The organism is Pseudomonas sp. ARP3 (assembly GCF_001029595.1).
Classification (GTDB): Bacteria; Pseudomonadota; Gammaproteobacteria; order Pseudomonadales; family Pseudomonadaceae; genus Aquipseudomonas; species Aquipseudomonas rhodesiae.
The window spans coordinates 50,541-71,136 of sequence record NZ_LEKF01000011.1; the positions used below are offsets into that span (position 1 = coordinate 50,541).

Below are 20,596 nucleotides of genomic sequence, written 5' to 3' on the forward strand. Positions count from 1 at the left end.
CGTAGAAAAAAGCCCGACCAGAGTTGACCCTGGTCGGGCTTTTTAGCGCCTGCGTGTTACGGCTGGCGCTGGCGTACCAAATGCTTGAACCCTTCAAACACCAGCACCATGACCGCGATCCAGATCGGAATGTAGGTCAGCCATTGGCCCGCCTTGATCCCTTCGCCCAGCAGCAGCGCCACTACCAGCAACAGCACCGGCTCGACATAACTGAGCAAGCCGAACAGGCTGAAAGCCAGCAAACGACTGGCGATGATGTAGCTCACCAGTGCCGAGGCGCTGATCAGGCCGAGGATCGGAATCAGCGCATAGAGTTTCGGTTGCGCATCCATCACTGCAAAGCCCTGTTCGCCGCTCTGCACAAACCACCAGGCCACGGGCAGCATCAGCGCCATGTCCAGCCACAGGCCGCCCAAATGATCGGTCTTGAGGTATTTGCGCGCAATGAAGTAAAGCGGGTAACCGATGATCACCACCAACGTCGCCCAGGAGAAACCACCGGCCTGGTACAGCTCGTTCAGCACGCCGAGGGCAGCGAAAAACACCGCGATCTTTTGCAGATACGACAATTGTTCGCCCCATACCAGGCGCCCGGTCAGCACCATGGTCAGCGGCAGCAGGAAATAACCCACCGACACATCCAGGCTGCGGCCATTGAGAGGCGCCCACATGAACAGCCACAATTGCACCCCCAACAGGGCCGACGACACCACCACGCCAGCGATCAAACGAGGCTCGGCCGCCAACCTGCGCAGCAGTTCCCGTACTTGCCGCCATTCGCCGCTAACCACCATGAACACTGTCATGCACGGCACGGTCAACAACATGCGCCAGCCGAAAATCTCCAGGCCGCTCAATGGCGTGAGCAAGGACGTGAAGTAATACATCACGGCAAACAACACCGAGGCCGACACCGATAACACCACACCTTTAGACACGCTGTCCTCGCCAAAACCGATTCAATCAAAAGAGGAGGGGATTATGGTGCTTTCGGCGCGCTACGGCTGCTCTGTTTTGGGGCAAATCGCACAAAAGTTTGCCGCGCTGCACTTTCAAAGCGCTTACAGCGGCGTCCGCCCCGACACGAAATGGCCCACATCGTTGAATCCCGGCGTAGACGAATGCCCCGGCGTCACCAGCGAATCGATGAACGCCTCATCTTCCGCCGTAATCTTCACCTGCAGCGCGCCGGTGTAGGCGTCCCATTGCGCCTCCGTGCGCGGCCCAACGATAGCTGAACTCACCGCGGCGTTGTTGAGCACCCAAGCGATGGCGAATTCCACCATGCCCACGCCGCGCCCTTGGGTGTACTGCTGGATCTGCTGGGCGATGCGCAGCGACTCCACGCGCCATTCTGTTTCCAGGATGCGCTTGTCCTGACGCGCGGCACGGCTGCCGGCCTCAGGGGTAACGTCCGGCGCGTATTTGCCGCTGAGCACACCGCGCGCCAGCGGGCTGTAGGGCACCACACCGAGGCCATAGGCTGCGGCAGCGGTAATCTGCTCGACCTCGGCCTGACGGTTGACGATGTTATACAGCGGCTGGCTGATCACCGGTCTGTCCACCCCCAGGCGCTCTGCCACGCGAATGACCTCGGCAATGCGCCAGCCACGGTAGTTGGACAGGCCCCAGTAACGGATCTTGCCCTGACGGATCAGGTCACCGATGGCCGACACCGTTACTTCCAGCGGTGTGTGGTGGTCTTCACGATGCAGGTAGTAGATGTCCAGGTAATCCGTGTCGAGGCGGCTCAGGCTGGCGTCGAGGGCATTGAAAATCCGTTTGCGGCTCAGGCCACTGCGGTTGGGCAACCCATCCGGCGGGCCGAAACCGACCTTGGACGCCACCACCCAGTCCTGGCGCTGCCGGGCGATGGCTTCACCCACCAACTCTTCAGAGCGCCCGCCGGTGTAAACATCCGCGGTGTCGATAAAGTTGATGCCCTGGTCCCAGGCCTTGTCGATGATGCGCAACGAGTCCTCGGTGTTGGTCTGTTCGCCAAACATCATGGTGCCCAGGGTGAGGGCGCTGACCTTCAAACCGGAGTGGCCCAGAGAACGATAAAGCATAGAGAACACCTCAATGTCGCGGGATAGAGCCTATGCAATACCAGATCGCGGCACCGCCGAACAAGCCGGTTATGGACATGAATGCGGTTTATGCCATCGCCTTACAGCAAACCGCCGCCGTCGATGTCGATCACGCTGCCGGTCATGAAGGCATTTTCCATGGCCAGTACATACCCGGCTGCTACTTCGTAAGCCTGTCCCACGCGTCCGACCGGCAAAGCGTGACCGACTTTGGCATACATGGCCTCGCGTTGATCTTCCGACAACCCCGCATACGCCGGTGTGTCGATCACGCCGGGGCTGACGACGTTGACCCGACGCGGTGCCAGCTCCTTGGCTAATTGTTTACCCAGCGCTTCGGTCGCAGCGTTAATGCCGATTTTGATGAATTGCCCAGGCACTAACTTGCGCCCCAACTGCCCGGACGTAAGGACGATACTCCCATGCTCATCGAGGAATGGCAGTGCCAGTTGGATAGCCCGCAAAGCGCCCCAGAGCTTGACGTTGAAATTGTCCTGGGCCAGTTGCAGGTCGGTGTCCTGAAGATTTTTCGCCTGTACGGCAGGGCCGGCGGTGTAAACCAAATGATCAAAGCGGCCCACGCTCTCGAACAGGCGTTGCAATGACGCATTATCCGTCACGTCCACAGGTTCGCTGCGCAGGCCGTTGTGGATCGCCGAAGACAGGCGTCGTCCAGCCAGCACCACCTGCGCGCCTAGTGACCTGGCCTGCTCGGCGACCGCCGCGCCGATGCCGCTGCTGCCGCCAATCACCACCACGGTTTTGCCATTGAGGGGAGATGTCATGGGTACTGCCTCGCATTAAAAAAGGGATATTCATCCTCTCAGCTTGGCAATGTCGGAAAAATAGCGGTAAATCGACAAGATCATTAAAGGATTTTTATCAGTGAGCTCGATTCTCGACCTTGAAGTCTTTGCCCGTACGGCGGATACCGGGAGCCTATCCGCCGCCGCACGCTCCCTTGGCCTGACACCCGCTGCCGCGAGCATTGCGCTCAAGCGTCTGGAAACACGCCTTGGCGTTCGCCTGCTGGCTCGCTCTACGCGCAGCATGCGCCTGACTGAAGAGGGCCGCTGTTACCTGGACAGCGTGCGCCTGGCGCTCGCCGCTTTGTCTGAAGGGGAACAAGGGCTGAAGCGGCACGGCGAAGGCTTGAACGGTGTACTGCAACTGGCCGCTCCCTCGGATTTTGGGCGCACGGTTTTGCTGGAATGGTTGGATGACTTCAAGCAACAGCACCCCCATATCCGCCTGCAGTTACTGCTTAACGATAAGAACGCCGACCTGTTCCGCGAGACCGTGGATATTGCCCTGCGCTTTGGCGTGCCGAATGATTCCAGCCTGGTGGCTTTACCGATCCTAGCGAACCACCACCGCGTGGCCTGCGCCAGCCCTGCGTACTTGGCCCGGCAGGGGACGCCTCGTGAGCCTGCCGATCTGGCGCAGCACAGCGCGCTGATTTACATGCGCCATGGCCGCCCTAACAACACATGGAGCTTTCGCAAAGGCGATGTTGTGCAGGAAGTGCCCGTGCATAGCGATTATTTGTGCGACGACGGTGAAGTGGCGCGGCGGTGGGCGCTGGCGGGGCATGGGGTGACCTATAAAGCTGGGCTGGATGTAGTACGGGACATAAGGGCCGGCCGTTTGGTGCCGTTGTTCGAGGGCTGGCAAGGTGAGCCTGCGCCGCTGAACCTGATGTGTCCCCATCGTGCGCAGGTGTCGGAAAGAGTGAAAGTGTTCCAGGCATTTTTGCAGCAACGCTGCCATGCGCTGTTGAACGACGTACGAAATGATCAATAAGGACGTCCAGGCCACATCCTTATGGAAACATCCTCGTCTGTCGGTAAACCGCTCAGCCTGGGGCTTGGCCGTAGTCCTGAATATTCAGTTGGCCTTTGGCCGAATAAACCGGCAAGGGGGGATGATTGAATTCAACCTTGAAGTCCGCGATCGCGTGTCCGGCATGTGGCATTTTTTTGATGGTGAGTTGACCGCTGGTTGCATACAGATGCTGAAAGCCAATCAGGTTTGTCAAAATCCCGATCCGTGGATCGTCCAGGACGACTTTGTATGTGCCCTCTCTGACTTTGGTATCAATTAGCACGGCGAAGAAATACTCGGTGTCGGGGAAAACACGGGACCACCCTAGGATGTTGTAGTACGGGGCGACACCCAAGTGCTCAAACGTATTGACGGCCAGGTTTTCAGCCTTGAATGAGGGCATAGGCAGTATCCCGCCACTGAGCTCAACCTCGAATTTCCCGTTGCCGTTATGTACGTCACAGGTGCCTCGGGACACCATCAACTGAGCTTCCGGTTGGTTATAGGGCTGGGCGGTAAAATTGAACGTTGCGACGATACGGTTTTTCCTCAAGGTGACGGTAATTTCACCTGATACGGCTACAAAGTTGGTGTTGGCGGTAAATATTGCCGCAGAGGCCGTAGTCACTTTGCGTGTGCCGTCGAAGCTGTAGGTATGGGGCTTGCCATTGTCGCGAAGGCTCAAGGGCAGCAAGCAGGTGAGCTCGACACTGGGTTGAGAACCCACTGCACTCTGACGTGCGGTAATAACCCATTGGACATGGGTCTTTTCCAGCCTGACCGTGTCCGCTTTGAATGCCCGCGTGATCACGCCGGACATGTTCGCGCTGGCCGTGCCTTCGGCCAGATGCGAATTTCTGGGCAGTTGAAGAATCTCCATGACGCAGTCCTCATCCAAGTGGGTGGCGCCTGGAGTATGAGAACAAATAAAAGCAGCGGGTACTGTCAAGGTTGACAGGTTTAAAAAGCAAAAAGCTTATAACGGTTATGCGGGCTCAGGATGCACCAGCCCCGGCGCATCCTGAGTCATGGCTCAAGTGCGCAATGAGCGAGTCATGCGCAATGCCAATACACTGCCCGCCACAATCACTGCCGCCAGCAGGTACAGGGCCATATCCGTGGAGCCGGTGGCATCTTTCACAAAGCCGACGATATATGGGCTGAGGAAGCCTGCCATCTGGCCCATGGAGTTGATCAACGCCAGCCCACCGGCGGCGGCACCCGCGCTGAGCATCGCCGTCGGCACCGGCCAGAACATCGGCAGGCCGGTAAGCGCGCCCATGGTGGCGATGGTCAGGCCGAGGATCGCAATGGCCGGCGTGGTAGCGAAATTCACCGCGATCACCAGGCCCACCGCGCCCATCAGCATCGGCACGACCAAGTGCCAGCGCCGCTCTTTGCGCAGGTCGGCGGAGCGGCCCACCAGCAGCATAAACACTGCCGCCAGCAAATACGGGATCGCACTGAGCCAACCGATCACCAGGTTATCGCTGAACCCCAGGTTCTTGATGATCGACGGCAGCCAGAAGTTGATGGCGTACACGCCGCTCTGGATGCAGAAGTAGATCAGGCCAAATGCCCAGATCGCCGGGTTCTTGAACACTTCGGCGAGGGAGTCGCTGGTGGTCTTGGGCTTGTTCGCCAGGTCCGTGGCCTGGTCGCCTTCCAGCACCGCGCGTTCCTGGGGCGTGAGCCATTTGGCGTGGGCGAAACTGTCGCTGAGCAAGAAGTAGGCGAGGGCGCCCAGCACCACGGTGGGTATGCCTTGGAGCAGGAACATCCACTGCCAACCGGCCAGACCGCCCTGGCCGGCGGCGAAGTGGTTGAGAATCCAGCCGGAAAACGGGCTGCCCAATAGGCCCGACACGGGGATCGCCGACATAAACAACGCCATGATCCGCCCGCGACGGAAGGTTGGGAACCACTGCGAGAGGTACAGCACCACGCCGGGGAAGAAGCCGGCTTCGGCCGCACCGGTAAACAGGCGCAAGGTGTAGAAGTGCGTCGGCGTGCTGACGAACAGCAGGCAGGTGGACAGCGTGCCCCACACGATCATCATCAGGGCGATCCAGCGCCGTGGGCCGAATTTGCTCAGCGCCAGGTTGCTCGGTACGCCGCACAGTACGTAACCGATAAAGAAGATCCCGGCCCCGAGGCCGTACACGGTTTCGCTGAACTTGAGGGCGTCGAGCATCTGCAGCTTGGCGAAGCCGACGTTGACGCGGTCGAGGTAATTGAACAGGTAGCAGATAAAAATGAAGGGGATCAAGCGCAGGGTCACGCGCTTGTAGACAGCGTTTTTATCGTCATCGTTGGCCTGGGTGACAGCGGCGCTCTGTGACATGGCGTTCTCTCTTTATTATGATTTTTCGCGATGCGAAGGTAACGTTGATCGCCACAAGAGTCTCGGCCAGGTAGCAGGGGGCTGTCTTTGTGCTCGCGCACAGTGAACGTGCCTTTGCGCTGTGCCGATGACCAACCACGCCTTGCAGGAAGTTAACCCCATGTTCGAGCTGGATCATGACCTGGCGCAGGAGATCGTTGATCGCACCATGGCCATCCTGCCTTATAACGTCAACGTCATGGACAGCCAGGGCTTGATCCTGGGCAGCGGCGAGCCCGAGCGCATCAACACTCGCCATGAGGGCGCGCAATTGGTCTTGGCGAATGGTCGTGTGGTCGAAATCGACGGCCACACCGCCAAGCACCTCAAAGGCGTGCAGCCCGGCATCAACCTGCCGCTGATGCACGATCAACGCCTGATCGGTGTGCTGGGCATCACTGGTGAACCGCAACTGCTGCGTACCTACGCCGAACTGGTGCGCATGACCGCCGAGATGCTGGTCAGCCACCGTCACCAACAAGCCGAACAACAATGGCGCCGCCAGCGGTGCGACGACCTGCTGGCGCTGTTGCTTGCCGAATCCGGCGACTCGCCGCGCCTGGTCGACGAAGCCCAGCAACTGGGGCTCAAGCCACATCTGTCGCGTACGCCATACCTGTTCGAGCTGGGCGCGGGCGCCTCCGCGCAGGACCTGGGCGCCTGGCTGGCTGCGCGTTATCCCGACAGCTGGTGCGTCAGCTCGGCGCAGTTTTCATTGTTGTGGTGCCGACCGGCCGGGCTCCCGGTGGACAATCCCAAGCTGCTGGAAAAACTCGCCGGCCACGGCTGGCAGATCCAGCGTGTGGCGGTGGGTGGCCAGGCCGACGGGCTGGCGGGGCTGCGCCGTTGCTATCGGCGGGTCGGGGACCTGTTGGCCTATGGCCGGGACATCCTGCCCCATACGCAAGTGCTGACCCTCAATCGCTATCGCCTGCCGGTAATGCTGTGGCGTCATCGCAACGACGACGCCCTCGATGAATTGCTCAACCCGCTACGCAAAGTACTGGCCAAGGACGGCAACGGCCAATTACTGGCAACTTTGCGCAGTTGGTGCGAGCACGACGGGCAAAGCCAGGCGTGTGCCGACGCTTTGGGCATCCATCGCAACAGCCTGCGTTATCGCATGGAGCGCATCGCCGAACTCAGCGGTGTCGACCCGCTGACCCTCGATGGCATGCTTGCCTTGTACCTGGGCGTGCAGTTGCTGCCCCAGGATTTGTCGGAATGAACAACAAACCTGCGCCGCACTTGTGCATCGGACCGGCGTTATTGCCGCAGCCAACTGGCAGCATGGGCGTTATAAAAAACGGAGAACGCCCATGAAGATCATCATCGCCCCCGACTCGTTCAAGGACAGCCTGAGCGCCGCAGGCGTTGCCCAGGCGATTGTCGAGGGGTTGGCCCAGGTTTGGCCGGACGCGCAGATGATCCAGTGCCCGATGGCCGATGGTGGCGAAGGCACGGTGGACGCGGTGCTCGCCGCCTGCCACGGCGAGTTGCGCCGCCAGACCGTGCGCGGCCCGCTCGGCGCCCCGGTGGACGCACGCTGGGGCTGGTTGGCCGACAGCCACACCGCGATCATCGAAATGGCCGAAGCCAGCGGCTTGCAACTGCTGCCGCCGGACCAGCGCGACGCGTGCCGAACCACCACCTTCGGCACCGGTGAACTGATCCGCGCGGCGCTGGAGGCGGGGGCTCGGCGCATCATCCTGGCCATCGGCGGCAGCGCCACCAACGACGGTGGTGCAGGGGCGATGCAGGCATTGGGTGTGCAAATGTTCGATGCCGACGACCAGCCCCTTCCACCTGGCGGCTTGGCCTTGGCGCAATTGGCGCGCATCAACCTGGACAGCCTTGACCCCCGCGTGGCCGAGGTGCGTTTCGAGATTGCTGCCGACGTCAATAACTCCCTCTGCGGCCCCCACGGCGCCTCGGCGATTTTCGGCCCGCAAAAAGGAGCGAGCCCGCAGCAGGTGCAACAGCTCGATGCTGCCCTCGGCCATTTTGCCGACATCTGCGCCAGGGTGCTGCCTACCGATGTGCGCGACGAACCCGGTAGCGGCGCCGCTGGCGGCCTGGGCTTCGCTGCCAAGGCGTTTCTCGGCGCCCAGTTCCGCGCGGGGGTGGAGGTGGTTGCCGACTTGGTGGGCCTGGATGCCGCCGTGCGCGGTGCTGATCTGGTCATCACCGGCGAAGGCCGCTTCGACGCCCAGACCCTGCGCGGTAAAACCCCGTTCGGCGTGGCCCGCATCGCCCGGCAACACGGCGTACCGGTGATCGTCATCGCCGGCACCCTCGGTGAAGGCTACGAGCAGATGTACTCACACGGCGTCGACGCCGCCTTCGCCTTGCCCAGCGGGCCCATCAGCCTTGAGCAGGCGTGCAGCGAGGCACCGCGCTTGTTGCGCGAGCGGGCGGCGGATATTGCGCGGGTGTGGCGCGTGGCCGCCGGGCGCTGACGCCACAGGCCGAACATGGGACAATCCGCGCCTTTTCAGACACGGAGAGTCCCCATGTTGCGCCCCGTACTCCTGGCCCTGCTGGCCGGTTCCTCTGCCCAAGCCTTTGCACAACCCGCTAGCGAACGCGTGCCGCTGCTGCGGGACATCAAGGAATGGGTGGTCGGTTGCGACAACCTGCGCAACTGCCACGCCCTCAGCGCACCGAGCGGAGCCAATGAAGAAGATTACAGCTCACTGACCTTGCATATCTGGCACAAGGCCGGCCCTCAGGGCTACTTGCGGCTGCGCTTCGACCATCGGGGGGAGACGGCGGACCTGTCGACCCTGCAACTGGACGGCCAGCCCCTGGGCAATGACTTGACCCAGGCATTGCAGGTGGAGTTGGACGACCAGGGCGGCGATCCCCATGTGCAGTCCTTTGGCGTACTTGACGACGACGCCGCGCGCCGATGGTTGCAACGCTTGCGCGATGGTCAGCGCTTGCAGCTGCCCGGCGATGCCGATGCCCACGTTTCCCTGAGTGGGTTGAGTGCATCGCTGTTGTTGATGGATGCGGTGCAAGGCCGGGTGGATAACGTCACCGCACTGGCACGACCCGGCAAAGGTGCGGCGAGTGCCGTGCCGGCGCGTTTGCCGACGCCGCTGCTGCGTCCATTCCCCGGTGCGCCGGCGTTGACCGCCGAGGAGCAGCAAGCTTTGGTGACCGAGGCCCTCAAAGGTGAAACGGCGCAAGAAGACTCGCCGCCACCCGAAGCCAGTGCCGGTGCGTTGACTGCCTCGCAGGCCATGACCGTGTTGAGCTACGACTGCGCGGCCTACAACTGCGAATACGAGGTGGTGCGTCGCGCGCGCCAGGCACCATATGCCCAGACCGCGTTGCAACTGGAGTCGCTGCCTTTGGACGGCGCCGCGCTGCAAGGCTCGGTGGGCTACGACCCAGCCACTGGCACCCTGAGTTACTTCTACAAGCAACGCGGGCTCGGCGATTGCGGGGCCGGGGCGGTGTGGTTGTTTGACGGCAAGGCTTTCCAGCTCAGCGAGTTTCACATGATGTCGCGCTGCACCGGGGTGGCCTACGGCGACTGGCCTTCGTTGTGGACAACCGCTCCAGCGCCCTAGGCAGCGGGCGGTCGGCGCCTCTACACTGGCCGACCACATGTCTTTCAAAGGATGAAACCCATGCACGCGCCTGAACCCCATATCGTCATCCAGCGCTTTACCGAGGCCCACCTTGACGGCGTCGCGGCGCTCTACAACGAGCCGGCGGTGTGCCGTCAGGTACTGCAGATGCCGTTCCAGTCGATTGAAGTGTGGCGCAAGCGTTTGGTGATGGACGACGAACGTCGCCTGCAACTGGTGGCATTGCACGGCGGCGAGGTGATTGGGCAGTTGGGGCTGCAACAGTACCTGCGCGTGCGCCAGGCCCATGTCGGCACCTTCGGCATGGGCGTGGCAACTGCCTGGCAGGGCAAGGGCGTCGGCTCGCGGCTGTTGAAGGCAGCCCTCGACGTGGCCGACAACTGGATGAACCTGCACCGCGTCGAGTTGACGGTATTTGCCGATAACCAGGCCGCGCAACGTCTGTACCGCTCGTTCGGTTTCGAGGTGGAAGGGGTGCTGCGCGACTACGCCCTGCGTGACGGCCTCTACGTCGACACCGTCAGCATGGCGCGTTTGCGTCCTTCGACTTAATCCTGCAAGGCAAACGCCACCGCGGCCTGCGCATGCAACGCGGTGGTGTCCAGCAGCGGCAGGTTGGTGTGTTCGGGCTTGATCAACAGGCCGATTTCCGTGCATCCGAGGATGATCGCCTGGGCACCACGGGCAGCCAACGACGCAATGATGCGCAGATAAGCGTCGCGCGAGGTGTCGCTGATGATCCCCACACACAACTCTTCATAGATGATGCGGTGCACGCTCTGGCGCTCCTCGGCCTCCGGCACCAGCACGTTCAAGCCATGCTCGGCCAGGCGCGCCTTGAGGAAATCCTGCTCCATGGTGAACGCCGTGCCCAGCAGGCCGACGTTGAGCGTGCCGGCCGCCAAGGCCGCCTGGCCAGCGGCGTCGGCGATATGCAGAAACGGAATCGAGATCGCCGCTTCGATACGCGGCGCCACCAAGTGCATGGTGTTGGTACACAGCACCACGCAGTCCGCACCGCCGGCCTGCAGGCGCCGCGCGGCGTCTTCGAGGATCTGCGCCGCGTCGTCCCAGCGCCCATCGTGCTGCGCCTGCGCCACCGGGCCGAAATCCACGCTGTACATCAACACCTGCGCCGAGCGCAGCGAGCCGAGCTGATCACGCACGCGCTGGTTGATGATGCGGTAGTACTCGGCGCTGGACTCCCAGCTCATGCCGCCGATAAGGCCGATGGTGCGCATGTGATGCTCCTGATAGGGGGGAGCTCCACCTTACTTACCGACGGTTGATTAGTCATACGCAGTTGCCCGCCAAATGACCGGTGCAGTTTTTGTCATCTCGGCTTGATCAGTCGAGTGGGCGCACCATTTCCCCAGGATTGGCTATACCTACAGCTCCGCCCTTCGATGATGACTGCCAGGGAGTTCAATGATGAAACTAAGGCTAATGGTCAGTACGTTGTGCGTGGCTTCGCTTGGGATTGCAGGCTGCGCCAGCCAGGTCACGCAACCGGATGAATATTCGGGCTTTCTTTCCAACTACAGCCAACTCAAGCAAGCCAAGTCACCGTCAGGCGTCGAAGTGATGCGCTGGGTCGATCCCCAACTGGACCTGAGTCGCTATAACGCGGTGTACATCGAACCGACCCAGTTCTATCCCAAACCCCAGGCCACCGCGAAAATCCCTGACAGCACCCTCAACGGCATTAACACCTACTACAACCAGGCGCTCAAGCGTGAGCTGGCAAAATCCTTGCCTTTGGCCAATGCCCCAGGCCCAGGCGTAATCGTGGTGCGCGCGGCCATCACTGCCGTCAGCAGCAAGACCGAAGGGCTTAAACCTTATGAGTTCATCCCGGTAGCACTGGTGGCGGCGGCGGTCAGTACCGGCACCGGCATTCGCGATCAAGAAACCACCCTCGGCACCGAGGCGCAGTTCCTCGACGGCGCCACGGGGAAAGTCCTGGCCCAAGTGGTGCGCAAAGGCACCGGCAAGCCCTTGGAGAACGACGCTCAGGTGATGAAAGCCGATGACGTGAAAAACGTGATCGACGGCTGGGCTTCAGACCTGCATCAGTCCTATGTGAAATTCAAAAAGCACTAAAACGCATTGCGTGCCGGCCGGTTGTAATAGCTGAGCAGGACGTCGTAGCGGCGGGTGACGAGGTCATAGTCGTCACTCAGCTGTTGCGGGGTGGCGTGGTTGAGCCAGTCTTGAAGCATGCCTTGCAGGGCAGCAAGGTAGGTATCGGCGGGGGTTCTGAGGGTGTACCAAAGGTGCAGCGTTTCTTCAGTGAGTTCTTTATCCGGCATCTGATCGACAAAGGCTGCGGCACTTTCTTGGGCACGCTGAACCGAAGCGGTCAACGCAGCCAGGGCTTGGGGTGTCAGGTCGGCAGCGCGTACCCCTTGGTCGATCCGATCGATCGACTGGCGCGACGCAATCATGTAATTGAGCAGGTGCCAATGCAGGTCTCGGCCCAGACGTGCTTCCAGTAAATCCAGCTGTAGGGGGCGCAAACGCAGCTCCTCACGCGTCAGATCGTCACGCAGAGCCGCGGATGCCGACAGGTAGCCGCCACCGTTACGGCTTAGTTCTGCTTTCAACTGGTCAAGCATGACGTTGCCAAATAATTGCTGCTGCGGCGTTTTCGCGCCGGGGGTTTGGTTGGGGCTGAGCAGCGTGCCGACGTCGCTGATTCTGCGAAGGGTCTGCAAGTACTGCTGCGTGGCCGTGATCAATGGGCTGCCGGGGGCTTGGCGTTCCAGCTGGAGGGTAATAGCAGGGGTGCATATCTGCTTTTGGATCAGGCGGGCTTGCGGCTCGGCGTTGTCGCCAAATTCTTCCCGAGGCAAGTTCGCGGCGCCGGAGCGCTCAGCCGTCCGGACTGAGGCGTCGACCTGAGTCAGCAAGTAGTAGGCCAGCCGAGTATCGCGGTCCACGCGGTTAACGCAATCGATGATCGGCGCAAGCGCGCCGGCCGTTGCAGTCTGGGGGCTGTCCAATTGGTTGAGCCACCACTGCACAATCTGCAGTTGTTTGCTGGCGCCGGCCAGGCTGAACAGGCACAGGATCAATACCACCCCGACGGGGTACAACATGATTGGCTTCATCACTCAGCCTCCTGACCGTACCACTGTGCCTGGGTCGCGGGGGCCTGGCAGGGTTGTGCTGTTCTCGGCATGCGGCTGCACACGCGCTCTGTCCACTGTTGCAGGCCTTGATTGCGGCCCACCTGATAATGACTGTCAAAGCTTTTGAGCGCTGCAAACATCATTGTCAGGAGCAAAGTGACAAGGCCCCATACACCGATGGTCTTGCGCGGATGGCGGGTGGACCATTCTTTGTAGCCCGTGCGGGCTTGACGCTTACCCGCACCGATCACGACCAGGGTCGCCACCATCACCAGGCCCGCAACCGCGCCGAATTGAACACTGATGGCCACGCTCATGATCGCCCCCGGCAACAGATCGCGCAGCGGCAATAACGGCAGGCGGGTAGGGCAGAGTCGCGTCGGTAGTCTGACGGCGAGGCTTTCATCCAGGACGCGGACCCGATGTACCAGCGGACGCCACACTTGCCAGGCCAGGGCGCCGCCCACGACATAGGCCATCGACCATACCAACGCGTGCCCCAGTGTGCTGACCAGGACTCCTGAAAACCACGGCGCCTGGAACAGTGCACCTGTCACACAGCCCAGCACTGTCGCCAGCGCCAGCGGCCAAGTGTCGACAGCAGCTTCCCACTCCTGCCAGAAATAAGCCGTACCGCCGGGCAGGGACAGCGCAACGTCGGGATGATCGGCTTTAATGCGCGCGGCCAGCGCTCGGCACGCCTCCCAGTCGGCCTCGCTCAAGCGCTGAGCGAATGCACGTCGCTGCCCCAGTGTCATCGGTGCCAACAGCAGACGAGCGGCGCGCTGTTGCGCAGTGTGCGGCGGCACAACAGCCAGTGCACGCTGGTGGGCAATGAACGCCGGCCCTTTCTCACGCCGCAACAGGTGCTGCCATTCATCCTCGGGGCAGGGGTTTTCGCCACCGTGAGGCCAGCCCTGCCCGGCGCGGACGGCCTCGAACAACGCAGGCAACCAGAAGTAGCCGTCGCATAGCAACGTGGCAAGTGTCTGGTTGAACCATTGAGCGTGCGCCGGCTGGCGCAACCAGGCGTGTTCGTCACGCCGGGCGTACGCATTGAGGAAGTCCGCTTCATTACGTTGTGCAAGTGCCAGCGCCAATTGGCTGCGCAACGCCTGCCTGCATTGAGAGGCCAGGGCATCCAGCCATTGCGCTGGCAGCTCCAGGCGCTGCCAGGCACTGAGCCAGTGGAAGGTGTCAAACGCCCAGCGAAGCTCCTCATCGCTCACGGTGTCGTCGCTGATACAGCGTTCGAGCAGCGCCACTTCGAATGCCAGGCCGTTACCTTGGGCCAAGGCCTGCTCATAGCGCTGGGGCAGGGTGCCGTCCACCGGTTCTGGTGCAGCCATTTCGACCGCAACGGCGGCAGACGCGTCGTCCATGACCGACTCTTGCCCGTTCAGGGCCGCTTCATACGCTTCGCGCAGGCGCTGGAACCCCTCGGGATCATCATCCGGCCGGGTTTTCTTGAGCAGCGCCGCGTAGGTGCGCTTGATGGTGCGGCTATCGGCATCCGGGGGCAGATCAAGGACATCCCAGCAAGTCATGTGCGGTGCAGCTCCGTGGGGAATCGCGCGCACCTTACCCGTTTTAGCAGCCAATAAACCAGCGGTAGTACAGGTTGGCGCTGTCGGCCTGATATCGGAAAGTGACGTGCTCGGTCCGGACTCGCCGGAGCCGAGCTCGCGGTGTTACTTGAGCGGGGTCAACGGCGGCAGTTTCCATTGACCGCTGCCGACCTCAGGCTTGGGCAGGTAAATCCGCAGCACGGCGTAAAACGGACCGGGGGGAGCCGGCAACCAATTGCTCTGTTCGGCTTTGGGCGGTTCGTGATGTTGCAAGGCCAGGGTCAGGCCGCCATCGGCATCGCGCTTGAGGCTGGGCAACATGCTTGAATTGATCAAGTAGCGCTTCTTGTGGTTGGGCACCAGTTGCTGGGTCTTGGCGCTGTACATGGTCAGCGACCAGAACGCGTCCGCCGGTGGCAGTTGGTCCTTGTTGAAATGCAGTGTGTAGCTATGACGTGCCCCGTTCGCCGGTTTACCTTCGCTGTCGACGACATAACTCAGGTAGGCGGTTTCGTCGCTGGAGGTGCCGAAGATGCCCATGTTGGCACCAGCGTAGCGGTACAAGTAGTTGTTGTTGAGGTGATCACGACTGCCGTACAGGTCGCCGTTAGACACCTGGTGGGTGTCGATCTTGTCTTTTTTGAACGCGGCAAACTCGGCCTTGCCGTCGGCAATCCCTTCTTCCAGGGCCTTGCGTTGTTCGGCGCTGAGCTGGTTGAACTTGAAGGGCGCACCCGGGGCGACGCCAATCTTGGCAAAGCGCGCCAGCAGGTCTTTCTCGCTGTCCTGGGGGGCGGCGAACGCCAGCATGAAATTCAGGTAGCGGAACAGTTGCGGGCTGTCGCTCATAGTGGCGGTGGGTTTTGGCCACTGGACCTTTGGCACATTGGCCGGTGCGGCTTGCTTGACGTAGCTGCTCAGCGGCTGGACTTTATAGCCGCTCTGAATCTGCTTGACCTTGCCCAGGTCTTTCTCGTCGAACAACTGCGTGCGGTACAGCGCGTAAGCGATATTGCTCTCGCTATAGACCACGCGATCGATGTCCACCGGCTGCTGACCTTTCCAGTTTGGCCCGGCGATCATGTAGTGGCCGCCGTTGTTACCCGTGCTGCGCGTGCCCAGGTAGGCGAAGTTCTGCGTGTAGAGGTCGATCAACTGCACCGAGTAGTAACGATTGTCTTCAATCTTGGGCAGGGTCAGCACCAGGGGTTCGCGACGTAGGTCCATCCACACGAACGAGTAGGGCGTGTCGGCGTTTGGGCTGACGAATGCGGTGTCCTTGGGCGTGAACACCTGGGCGGTATTGCCGATGCGGTTGAACGGCGCCTTGAAGTTGGCGCCGCCCTTGTCGACGGCTTGGGTGTAGAGAGATTTGTACATTTCCACTACCGGAAAACCATACAGGTAGGCTTCCTTGGCGATGGCCCGCGCTTCGCTCGGGGTGGCGGTGAAATCGGCCCAGGCGCCGCTGCTCAGGAGGATCGAGAGGCTCGCTAACAGCAGGCGCGTCGGTTTTCTGATCATGTTGTTGCGTCTCTTAGGGAACTGGGTGATGTCATTGAGTTTCCAGCTTTTATCGAAGTAGGCCTCGTGCGCGGGGGGGGGCGTACGGCAGGTAATAGCTGGCCGGCAGAGTTTGCACCCAGTTTCGCTGGAAGTCTTTTGTCCTGTACGACCGATTGATCGATGGGATAGTGTCTACGCGCCTATCGCCCTGCGCGATAAGAGCTAATGGCAGGAGTTGAAGGTACGGCGCAGGCGAGGAAATGAAGGCAGTCAGCCAATGATGGACTTGACCTTGTCACGCAGTTGATCGATGGAAAACGGTTTGCCAATCACATGCATGTCCGCCGGCGCGTCGATGTTTTCGGCATAGCCGCTGGCAAACAGGATCGGCAAGCCGGGCCGCAGTGCGCGTACTTTGGCTGCCAGTTCTTTGCCGTCCATGTCCGGCAGGCCCACATCGGTCATCATCAGCTGAATCAGCTGGCTTTCATCATTGACCATGCCCAGCGCCTCCGCTGCGTCGGCCGCCTCAATGACCGTGAACTCCAACTCTTCGAGGACATCGACGATCAACATGCGCACGATGTTGTCGTCTTCGACTACTAGGATGGTGGAGGAGGCTGCGGACATAGTGAGGTTTCCCGAAAATTGGAGGTGCAGGTCGTGTGAATGCAAAGACCATCCTCTAGTGAGTCGTGTCGATCGCAGCAAGTTCCCCTGGCGCGCGTATTGTGACGGGAGTCTGCGCGAATGTCTTGCCCGGATGATGCGCGGCAGCAAGTCGGCCCCGGCGCGCTGGGTGCAGCAACGTCGGGGCCGCAGGCACGGCTTATAGGACCGCAGTGGAGAGGCTCGATACGTCGACATTACCCGTACGGTCTGGGGTCAGGTCTGTGGGGGAGAATTGACTTATCTGATACTCGGGAACAGCGGAATCGCGCTTATAGGCGTCAAGTCGATAGGGCGATGTACCCCTGTTCAAGGTGCGCTCCAGACCATTCTTCATCGAATCCAGCGAATCAAACGTGACGTACCCATAGTTGGGATCGAAATAGAACCATTGCTTGCTCGCACCGTCGACCTTTACACCCGCGAGCAGCGCGTGGTGTTCCGATGCGACTCTAAGCGTGGTTGATTCGGTGGCATTGGCCAACTCCGAGATAATCGTGGTATAGGGCACACGCCGAGGCGTCTGGCCCATGTGATAAAGGGTTTCCGTGCCGGTGACCTTTTGTAGGGTCTCTATATTTTTGATAAAAGCGGCATTGCTTGGCACGTTCGGGTTAGCGGCGGCGGTGTAGAAATTGCTCAGCAGCGTGTGTTCTTTACCGGTGCCGATGGCAAGGGCCATGGCGTTGGAAATGCCTGCACATTCGCCCTCGGAGCCCATATTGACCAGGCTGAGATAGAAGTCCTGGGGCATCCGATGCAAATGCCCGCCTGCTGCGGCGATATCTTTTTCAAAGTACGCCAGGCGGTGGAAAGATTCCGCGATAGCTTTTTGTTTGATGGCTTTGGCCAATGTGCCCATGTCTTCGGGAGAGAAACAGTACTGCGACAGGCGCTGCAGATCGGGAATGTTCAGGTTGGGTGAATAACCGGGGATATCACTCGGATTGCCGTAGTCGAAACCTTGGTCAAAGGCTGCACGGTTTTCCTTACGCATGCCGTGGTTATATTTGGCGATAAAGTTCTTATGCTCCTCCTTGGTCAGGCGGGTGACAGCGCTTTGAGCGTTTTCAGGCTGGAGCAGGTTGTAAATGCGGTCGAAAAAGCCGTGGAGCGGCGTATCTCGGGTTGGCGGCACCGCAGGTTTGAAGTCCGCCAAGGCGGGGCCGTACGGCTGTTGCCGGGCAACGTCGTAGGCATGCCATTGGTTGTTGTGCAGCACTGCGGTGGTCTCCACAGTTCGGTCCGCGAGGGTGAACGTACCCGCCGATAGCGTGGCGTAGCCTTTGTTGGCCCGGACCAAGTCATACGCGCCCGTTGCGCCGCGCAGGGCATTGACCCCTTGGGTGACCAGGGACACCCCTGTGTTAGCCACGGCACGTGTGCCTTTGGCAATCGTTCGCCCTACCGCCTGCGTAACCCGTGCAGCCCCGACCAGTAAGTCGCCGGCCCCGCTCACGGGGTTGAAGGCGCCGATGGCGGCGGCACCGATCACCTTCGCCGTGTTGAGGGCTTTGACCGTCGTCGACGCCGAACTCTTGACGGCCTTGGCCACTTTGCCCGCCGTTCCCACTCCAGCGGTCACGAAACTGAACATGTCCAGTGCCAGGTCCGTGGCGCCATCGGCATAGTTGCCATTCTGAAAGTTGACGATAGCGGACCTGAGCGGCACCAGGTTCAAGAAAAAATCCGCGAGCTTCCATTCCACCTCATTTTGCTTGTCCAGAGGGGTGACCCCCTTGGCTTGCTTGACCACCTGTGCATTGTCGATATCGAGGTGTTCCACAAACGCATCGGCAATCGACTGAGTGCGCGCCGAGGTAAAGGTGGCTGGTGCCAGCGTGCCATCCGCGGGCTTGAGCGCAAAATCGCCGGCTGCGACGCTCTTGGGCACGAACGCCTCAATTTTTTCTTCGTGATTGGCGTTGCGCTCCCGGCGCCGGGTCAGTTCGCTCTCGGGCACCTTATTGATCGTGCCGCGCTTACTATCCACTTCATACACCGTCACGCCGTCCGCGCCGGTGGCCTTGATCAACAGCTTTCGATCCGTGTGGTGCAGGGTGCGAGAGGTAAAATCCAGTCCCAGTTCATAGGTTTTCTTCTGAAAGAACTCCAGTTTGCCGTGCGCCAGATTCTGGCGGTCGGCAGGCGGCAACTGGGAGACGAGCTGTTTGACCAGCGTCCCCAAGCCCTGCTTGTGTGAATCGATGGTCTGTTTGAACTGCTCGTTGAACGCCTTGTTCACGCCCAGCGCGAGCGGCGCGTTGACCGCTGCGATAGGAATGCGCGGGTCGGTGGTTTTCCAGGTGTAATCGCGCAGCTCCATCATGGCGATGTCGAGCAGCGAGTACCGCCCGGCCGGTCGTCGATTCGGGTCATAGAGCGGCCCCTGATAGGGGGTGCTGGTATCGTCTACGCTCAGCAGTTTTTCTTCGAACGGTACGTTATCGCCAAAGGCCTCGCGCAGCTTTTGCAACGCGATCTGTTTGCGGCTGGGCAGCTCGCTACTCAGTTGGGCCGAGGCGTTGAGTCGTTCGGATTGCTGGGCGTTATAGGCGCTTCTGGCGCTGTCCAGCTCATCAGCGGTGTAACTGTCGTTCTCGCGCTTGGGCAACATACCGTTGACCACCGCCCAGTCCACTAAAGCCCCTCTCTGCGCACCTTCGGGGGCCAACGCGCCGGACCCTTTTGCTGCCTGCATGACTTGCGCAAACGTCATATTGGCTACCGTCCCCGGGGCTTGCGCCTCCACCGCTGCTGCGGCGATGCAGAAACTGGCCCAGGCCTGGCTGCCATAGGTGAGCGCGGCCGGTATCTCTTTGACGAGCAGTTGCGGCGCCACCCGCGCCAGTAGCAAGTGCGCGGCGAACCTCGCTGTTGCATGGGTGGCGCGACCTTCCTTGACCAAGTGCAGGCTGAGCCGGTTGACGATATCGGACGGCGCCTTGCCCCAGTGCTGCTCACTGGCCAGATCGAATCCGGCCACATGGTTGCGATGGGGGACGAACATCGAGTCCAGGTCCAGGCCCATGTTGATGGCCGCGAGCACGTAGTCATTGACGCTGCCAGGGGTGTCAGCGCCACCCAATTCGGTCTGGATCGCCTGGCCAAGCGCCTGGGCGCGAGGGGATGCCACCAGTTTTGCCAGGGCGTTGGGCGGGTCTCGCAGCTCGGCATCGGACAACGGGGTCTGTTCGAGCAGATAACCGAGGGCACCTTTGCGCGTATCCTCCAGCGGCAGACCGGGCAGACCTGCAGTATTTTTGTCCACCAGCGTGCCGATTTTGCTCTGGTCGGCAACGCTCAAGGGGATCGGCCAGGACAGCCCACCGCCGAAATTGCCCAGGGGCGACTGCAGTGCCCGCTGGGCCACTGCCTCGGCCAAGTACACAACGTAGTGGCGGCGGGTAGGCTGCGCCAGGCGTTGTTCGTTGATAAACGCGTCAAGGTTCACGGTGGTAGCAGTGCCAGAGGCCCGGTGGCGCGGCATCGACCGCGCTTTTAACGCGGCAGCCACGGCCTGTTCATCGGCGTCCGCCGGCAGTTCCTTGACCAGGCTGAAGAGCGCCTGTGCCAATTCGTGCCAGTTACGCTGGTCGGCCAGGGCCTGTTGCAGGCTCTGCGTGCCGGAAGAGGAGGACTGTTCAGGCTTTGCAAGAGCCTGAGCCGTGCTCGCGCCCGACGGTAATCGGGAAACCGATGCCAATGGTGGATTTACCAGGGCAGAGGGAGTGGGCAAACGTGGGGTGTTGACTGCATTCATCGCGGGCTACCTGTTGGTCATGGTTGGAAGTGCCTTGTTGACGAACATCCCTGTACC

The 20,596-nt window shown here is 61.0% G+C and carries 17 protein-coding genes; 6 read left to right on the top strand and 11 right to left on the bottom strand.

The genetic code is table 11. The annotated features are described in order from the left end of the window. Nucleotides 1-56: 56 nt before the first annotated feature. The 3 genes from rarD to ABX75_RS14615 form a co-directional block, all read right to left on the bottom strand. Entirely contained in the window at nucleotides 57-938 is an 882-nt protein-coding gene (rarD, locus tag ABX75_RS14605; protein ID WP_034097981.1) for an EamA family transporter RarD, read from the bottom strand. Nucleotides 939-1,061: 123 nt separating this feature from the next. Continuing rightward, on the bottom strand, nucleotides 1,062-2,069 hold the full coding sequence (locus ABX75_RS14610) for an aldo/keto reductase (protein ID WP_034113774.1): 1,008 nt from the start codon (nucleotides 2,067-2,069) through the stop codon (nucleotides 1,062-1,064). Nucleotides 2,070-2,170: 101 nt separating this feature from the next. Next, a complete protein-coding gene (locus tag ABX75_RS14615; RefSeq protein ID WP_047882176.1) occupies nucleotides 2,171-2,875 on the bottom strand; it encodes an SDR family oxidoreductase in 705 nt (234 codons plus the stop codon). Between the two features lie 100 nt (nucleotides 2,876-2,975). Here ABX75_RS14615 and ABX75_RS14620 point away from each other — a divergent pair, with 100 nt between their 5' ends. Further along, a complete protein-coding gene (locus ABX75_RS14620) occupies nucleotides 2,976-3,893 on the top strand; it encodes a LysR family transcriptional regulator (protein ID WP_034097976.1) in 918 nt (305 codons plus the stop codon). Between the two features lie 52 nt (nucleotides 3,894-3,945). On the opposite strand, the gene ABX75_RS14625 is transcribed toward ABX75_RS14620, so the two are convergent. Then, nucleotides 3,946-4,794, bottom strand: coding sequence for a hypothetical protein (locus ABX75_RS14625; protein WP_047882177.1), 849 nt, complete (start codon nucleotides 4,792-4,794; stop codon nucleotides 3,946-3,948). Nucleotides 4,795-4,947: 153 nt separating this feature from the next. Continuing rightward, entirely contained in the window at nucleotides 4,948-6,258 is a 1,311-nt protein-coding gene (locus tag ABX75_RS14630) for an MFS transporter (RefSeq protein ID WP_047882178.1), read from the bottom strand. A gap of 160 nt (nucleotides 6,259-6,418) precedes the next feature. Here ABX75_RS14630 and ABX75_RS14635 point away from each other — a divergent pair, with 160 nt between their 5' ends. From ABX75_RS14635 to ABX75_RS14650, 4 genes are all read left to right on the top strand, one after another. Beyond that, nucleotides 6,419-7,525 (top strand): sugar diacid recognition domain-containing protein, encoded by a 1,107-nt coding sequence (locus tag ABX75_RS14635; protein ID WP_034097970.1) that lies wholly within the window; start codon nucleotides 6,419-6,421, stop codon nucleotides 7,523-7,525. 91 nt (nucleotides 7,526-7,616) lie between these two features. Beyond that, complete coding sequence (locus ABX75_RS14640; protein WP_034113766.1) at nucleotides 7,617-8,756, top strand: glycerate kinase; 1,140 nt, start codon at nucleotides 7,617-7,619, stop codon at nucleotides 8,754-8,756. 54 nt (nucleotides 8,757-8,810) lie between these two features. Beyond that, nucleotides 8,811-9,878, top strand: a complete 1,068-nt coding sequence (locus ABX75_RS14645) for a DUF1176 domain-containing protein (protein ID WP_047882179.1) — start codon at nucleotides 8,811-8,813, stop codon at nucleotides 9,876-9,878. Nucleotides 9,879-9,938: 60 nt separating this feature from the next. After that, entirely contained in the window at nucleotides 9,939-10,451 is a 513-nt protein-coding gene (locus ABX75_RS14650; protein ID WP_047882180.1) for a GNAT family N-acetyltransferase, read from the top strand. On the opposite strand, the gene ABX75_RS14655 is transcribed toward ABX75_RS14650, so the two are convergent. Next, nucleotides 10,448-11,140 carry an aspartate/glutamate racemase family protein gene (locus tag ABX75_RS14655; RefSeq protein ID WP_034113763.1) on the bottom strand — a complete coding sequence of 231 codons (693 nt, stop codon included), beginning with the start codon at nucleotides 11,138-11,140 and terminating at the stop codon, nucleotides 10,448-10,450. The two genes, ABX75_RS14650 and ABX75_RS14655, sit on opposite strands and share 4 nt — an antisense overlap. A gap of 190 nt (nucleotides 11,141-11,330) precedes the next feature. Between ABX75_RS14655 and ABX75_RS14660 the strand changes: the two genes are divergently transcribed. Then, nucleotides 11,331-12,002 carry a DUF3313 domain-containing protein gene (locus ABX75_RS14660; protein ID WP_034113762.1) on the top strand — a complete coding sequence of 224 codons (672 nt, stop codon included), beginning with the start codon at nucleotides 11,331-11,333 and terminating at the stop codon, nucleotides 12,000-12,002. Here the strand turns inward: ABX75_RS14660 and ABX75_RS14665 are convergent. The 5 genes from ABX75_RS14665 to ABX75_RS14685 all read right to left on the bottom strand — a co-directional run bounded on the left by ABX75_RS14665 (nucleotide 11,999) and on the right by ABX75_RS14685 (nucleotide 20,539). Beyond that, nucleotides 11,999-13,012 (bottom strand): DUF3829 domain-containing protein, encoded by a 1,014-nt coding sequence (locus ABX75_RS14665; protein ID WP_034097961.1) that lies wholly within the window; start codon nucleotides 13,010-13,012, stop codon nucleotides 11,999-12,001. The genes ABX75_RS14660 and ABX75_RS14665 overlap by 4 nt on opposite strands. After that, on the bottom strand, nucleotides 13,012-14,580 hold the full coding sequence (locus ABX75_RS14670) for a J domain-containing protein (protein ID WP_047882181.1): 1,569 nt from the start codon (nucleotides 14,578-14,580) through the stop codon (nucleotides 13,012-13,014). Before ABX75_RS14670 ends, ABX75_RS14665 begins: the two co-directional genes overlap by 1 nt. A 144-nt stretch (nucleotides 14,581-14,724) precedes the next feature. After that, a complete protein-coding gene (locus tag ABX75_RS14675; protein WP_047882182.1) occupies nucleotides 14,725-16,125 on the bottom strand; it encodes a DUF1254 domain-containing protein in 1,401 nt (466 codons plus the stop codon). 252 nt (nucleotides 16,126-16,377) lie between these two features. Further along, entirely contained in the window at nucleotides 16,378-16,737 is a 360-nt protein-coding gene (locus ABX75_RS14680; RefSeq protein WP_034097955.1) for a response regulator, read from the bottom strand. Between the two features lie 199 nt (nucleotides 16,738-16,936). Continuing rightward, on the bottom strand, nucleotides 16,937-20,539 hold the full coding sequence (locus ABX75_RS14685) for a hypothetical protein (protein WP_047882183.1): 3,603 nt from the start codon (nucleotides 20,537-20,539) through the stop codon (nucleotides 16,937-16,939). Between the last annotated feature and the right edge of the window lie 57 nt (nucleotides 20,540-20,596).

Bases quoted from the DNA above. Each gene is read 5' to 3' on its own strand.
- ABX75_RS14670 (WP_047882181.1), bottom strand. From the start codon at position 14,580: ATGACTTGCTGGGATGTCCTTGATCTGCCCCCGGATGCCGATAGCCGC.
- ABX75_RS14680 (WP_034097955.1), bottom strand. From the start codon at position 16,737: ATGTCCGCAGCCTCCTCCACCATCCTAGTAGTCGAAGACGACAACATC.
- ABX75_RS14635 (WP_034097970.1), top strand. From the start codon at position 6,419: ATGTTCGAGCTGGATCATGACCTGGCGCAGGAGATCGTTGATCGCACC.
- ABX75_RS14610 (WP_034113774.1), bottom strand. From the start codon at position 2,069: ATGCTTTATCGTTCTCTGGGCCACTCCGGTTTGAAGGTCAGCGCCCTC.
- ABX75_RS14640 (WP_034113766.1), top strand. From the start codon at position 7,617: ATGAAGATCATCATCGCCCCCGACTCGTTCAAGGACAGCCTGAGCGCC.
- ABX75_RS14655 (WP_034113763.1), bottom strand. From the start codon at position 11,140: ATGCGCACCATCGGCCTTATCGGCGGCATGAGCTGGGAGTCCAGCGCC.
- ABX75_RS14685 (WP_047882183.1), bottom strand. From the start codon at position 20,539: ATGAATGCAGTCAACACCCCACGTTTGCCCACTCCCTCTGCCCTGGTA.
- ABX75_RS14660 (WP_034113762.1), top strand. From the start codon at position 11,331: ATGAAACTAAGGCTAATGGTCAGTACGTTGTGCGTGGCTTCGCTTGGG.
- ABX75_RS14645 (WP_047882179.1), top strand. From the start codon at position 8,811: ATGTTGCGCCCCGTACTCCTGGCCCTGCTGGCCGGTTCCTCTGCCCAA.
- ABX75_RS14650 (WP_047882180.1), top strand. From the start codon at position 9,939: ATGCACGCGCCTGAACCCCATATCGTCATCCAGCGCTTTACCGAGGCC.
- ABX75_RS14665 (WP_034097961.1), bottom strand. From the start codon at position 13,012: ATGAAGCCAATCATGTTGTACCCCGTCGGGGTGGTATTGATCCTGTGC.
- ABX75_RS14675 (WP_047882182.1), bottom strand. From the start codon at position 16,125: ATGATCAGAAAACCGACGCGCCTGCTGTTAGCGAGCCTCTCGATCCTC.
- ABX75_RS14615 (WP_047882176.1), bottom strand. From the start codon at position 2,875: ATGACATCTCCCCTCAATGGCAAAACCGTGGTGGTGATTGGCGGCAGC.
- ABX75_RS14630 (WP_047882178.1), bottom strand. From the start codon at position 6,258: ATGTCACAGAGCGCCGCTGTCACCCAGGCCAACGATGACGATAAAAAC.
- ABX75_RS14625 (WP_047882177.1), bottom strand. From the start codon at position 4,794: ATGGAGATTCTTCAACTGCCCAGAAATTCGCATCTGGCCGAAGGCACG.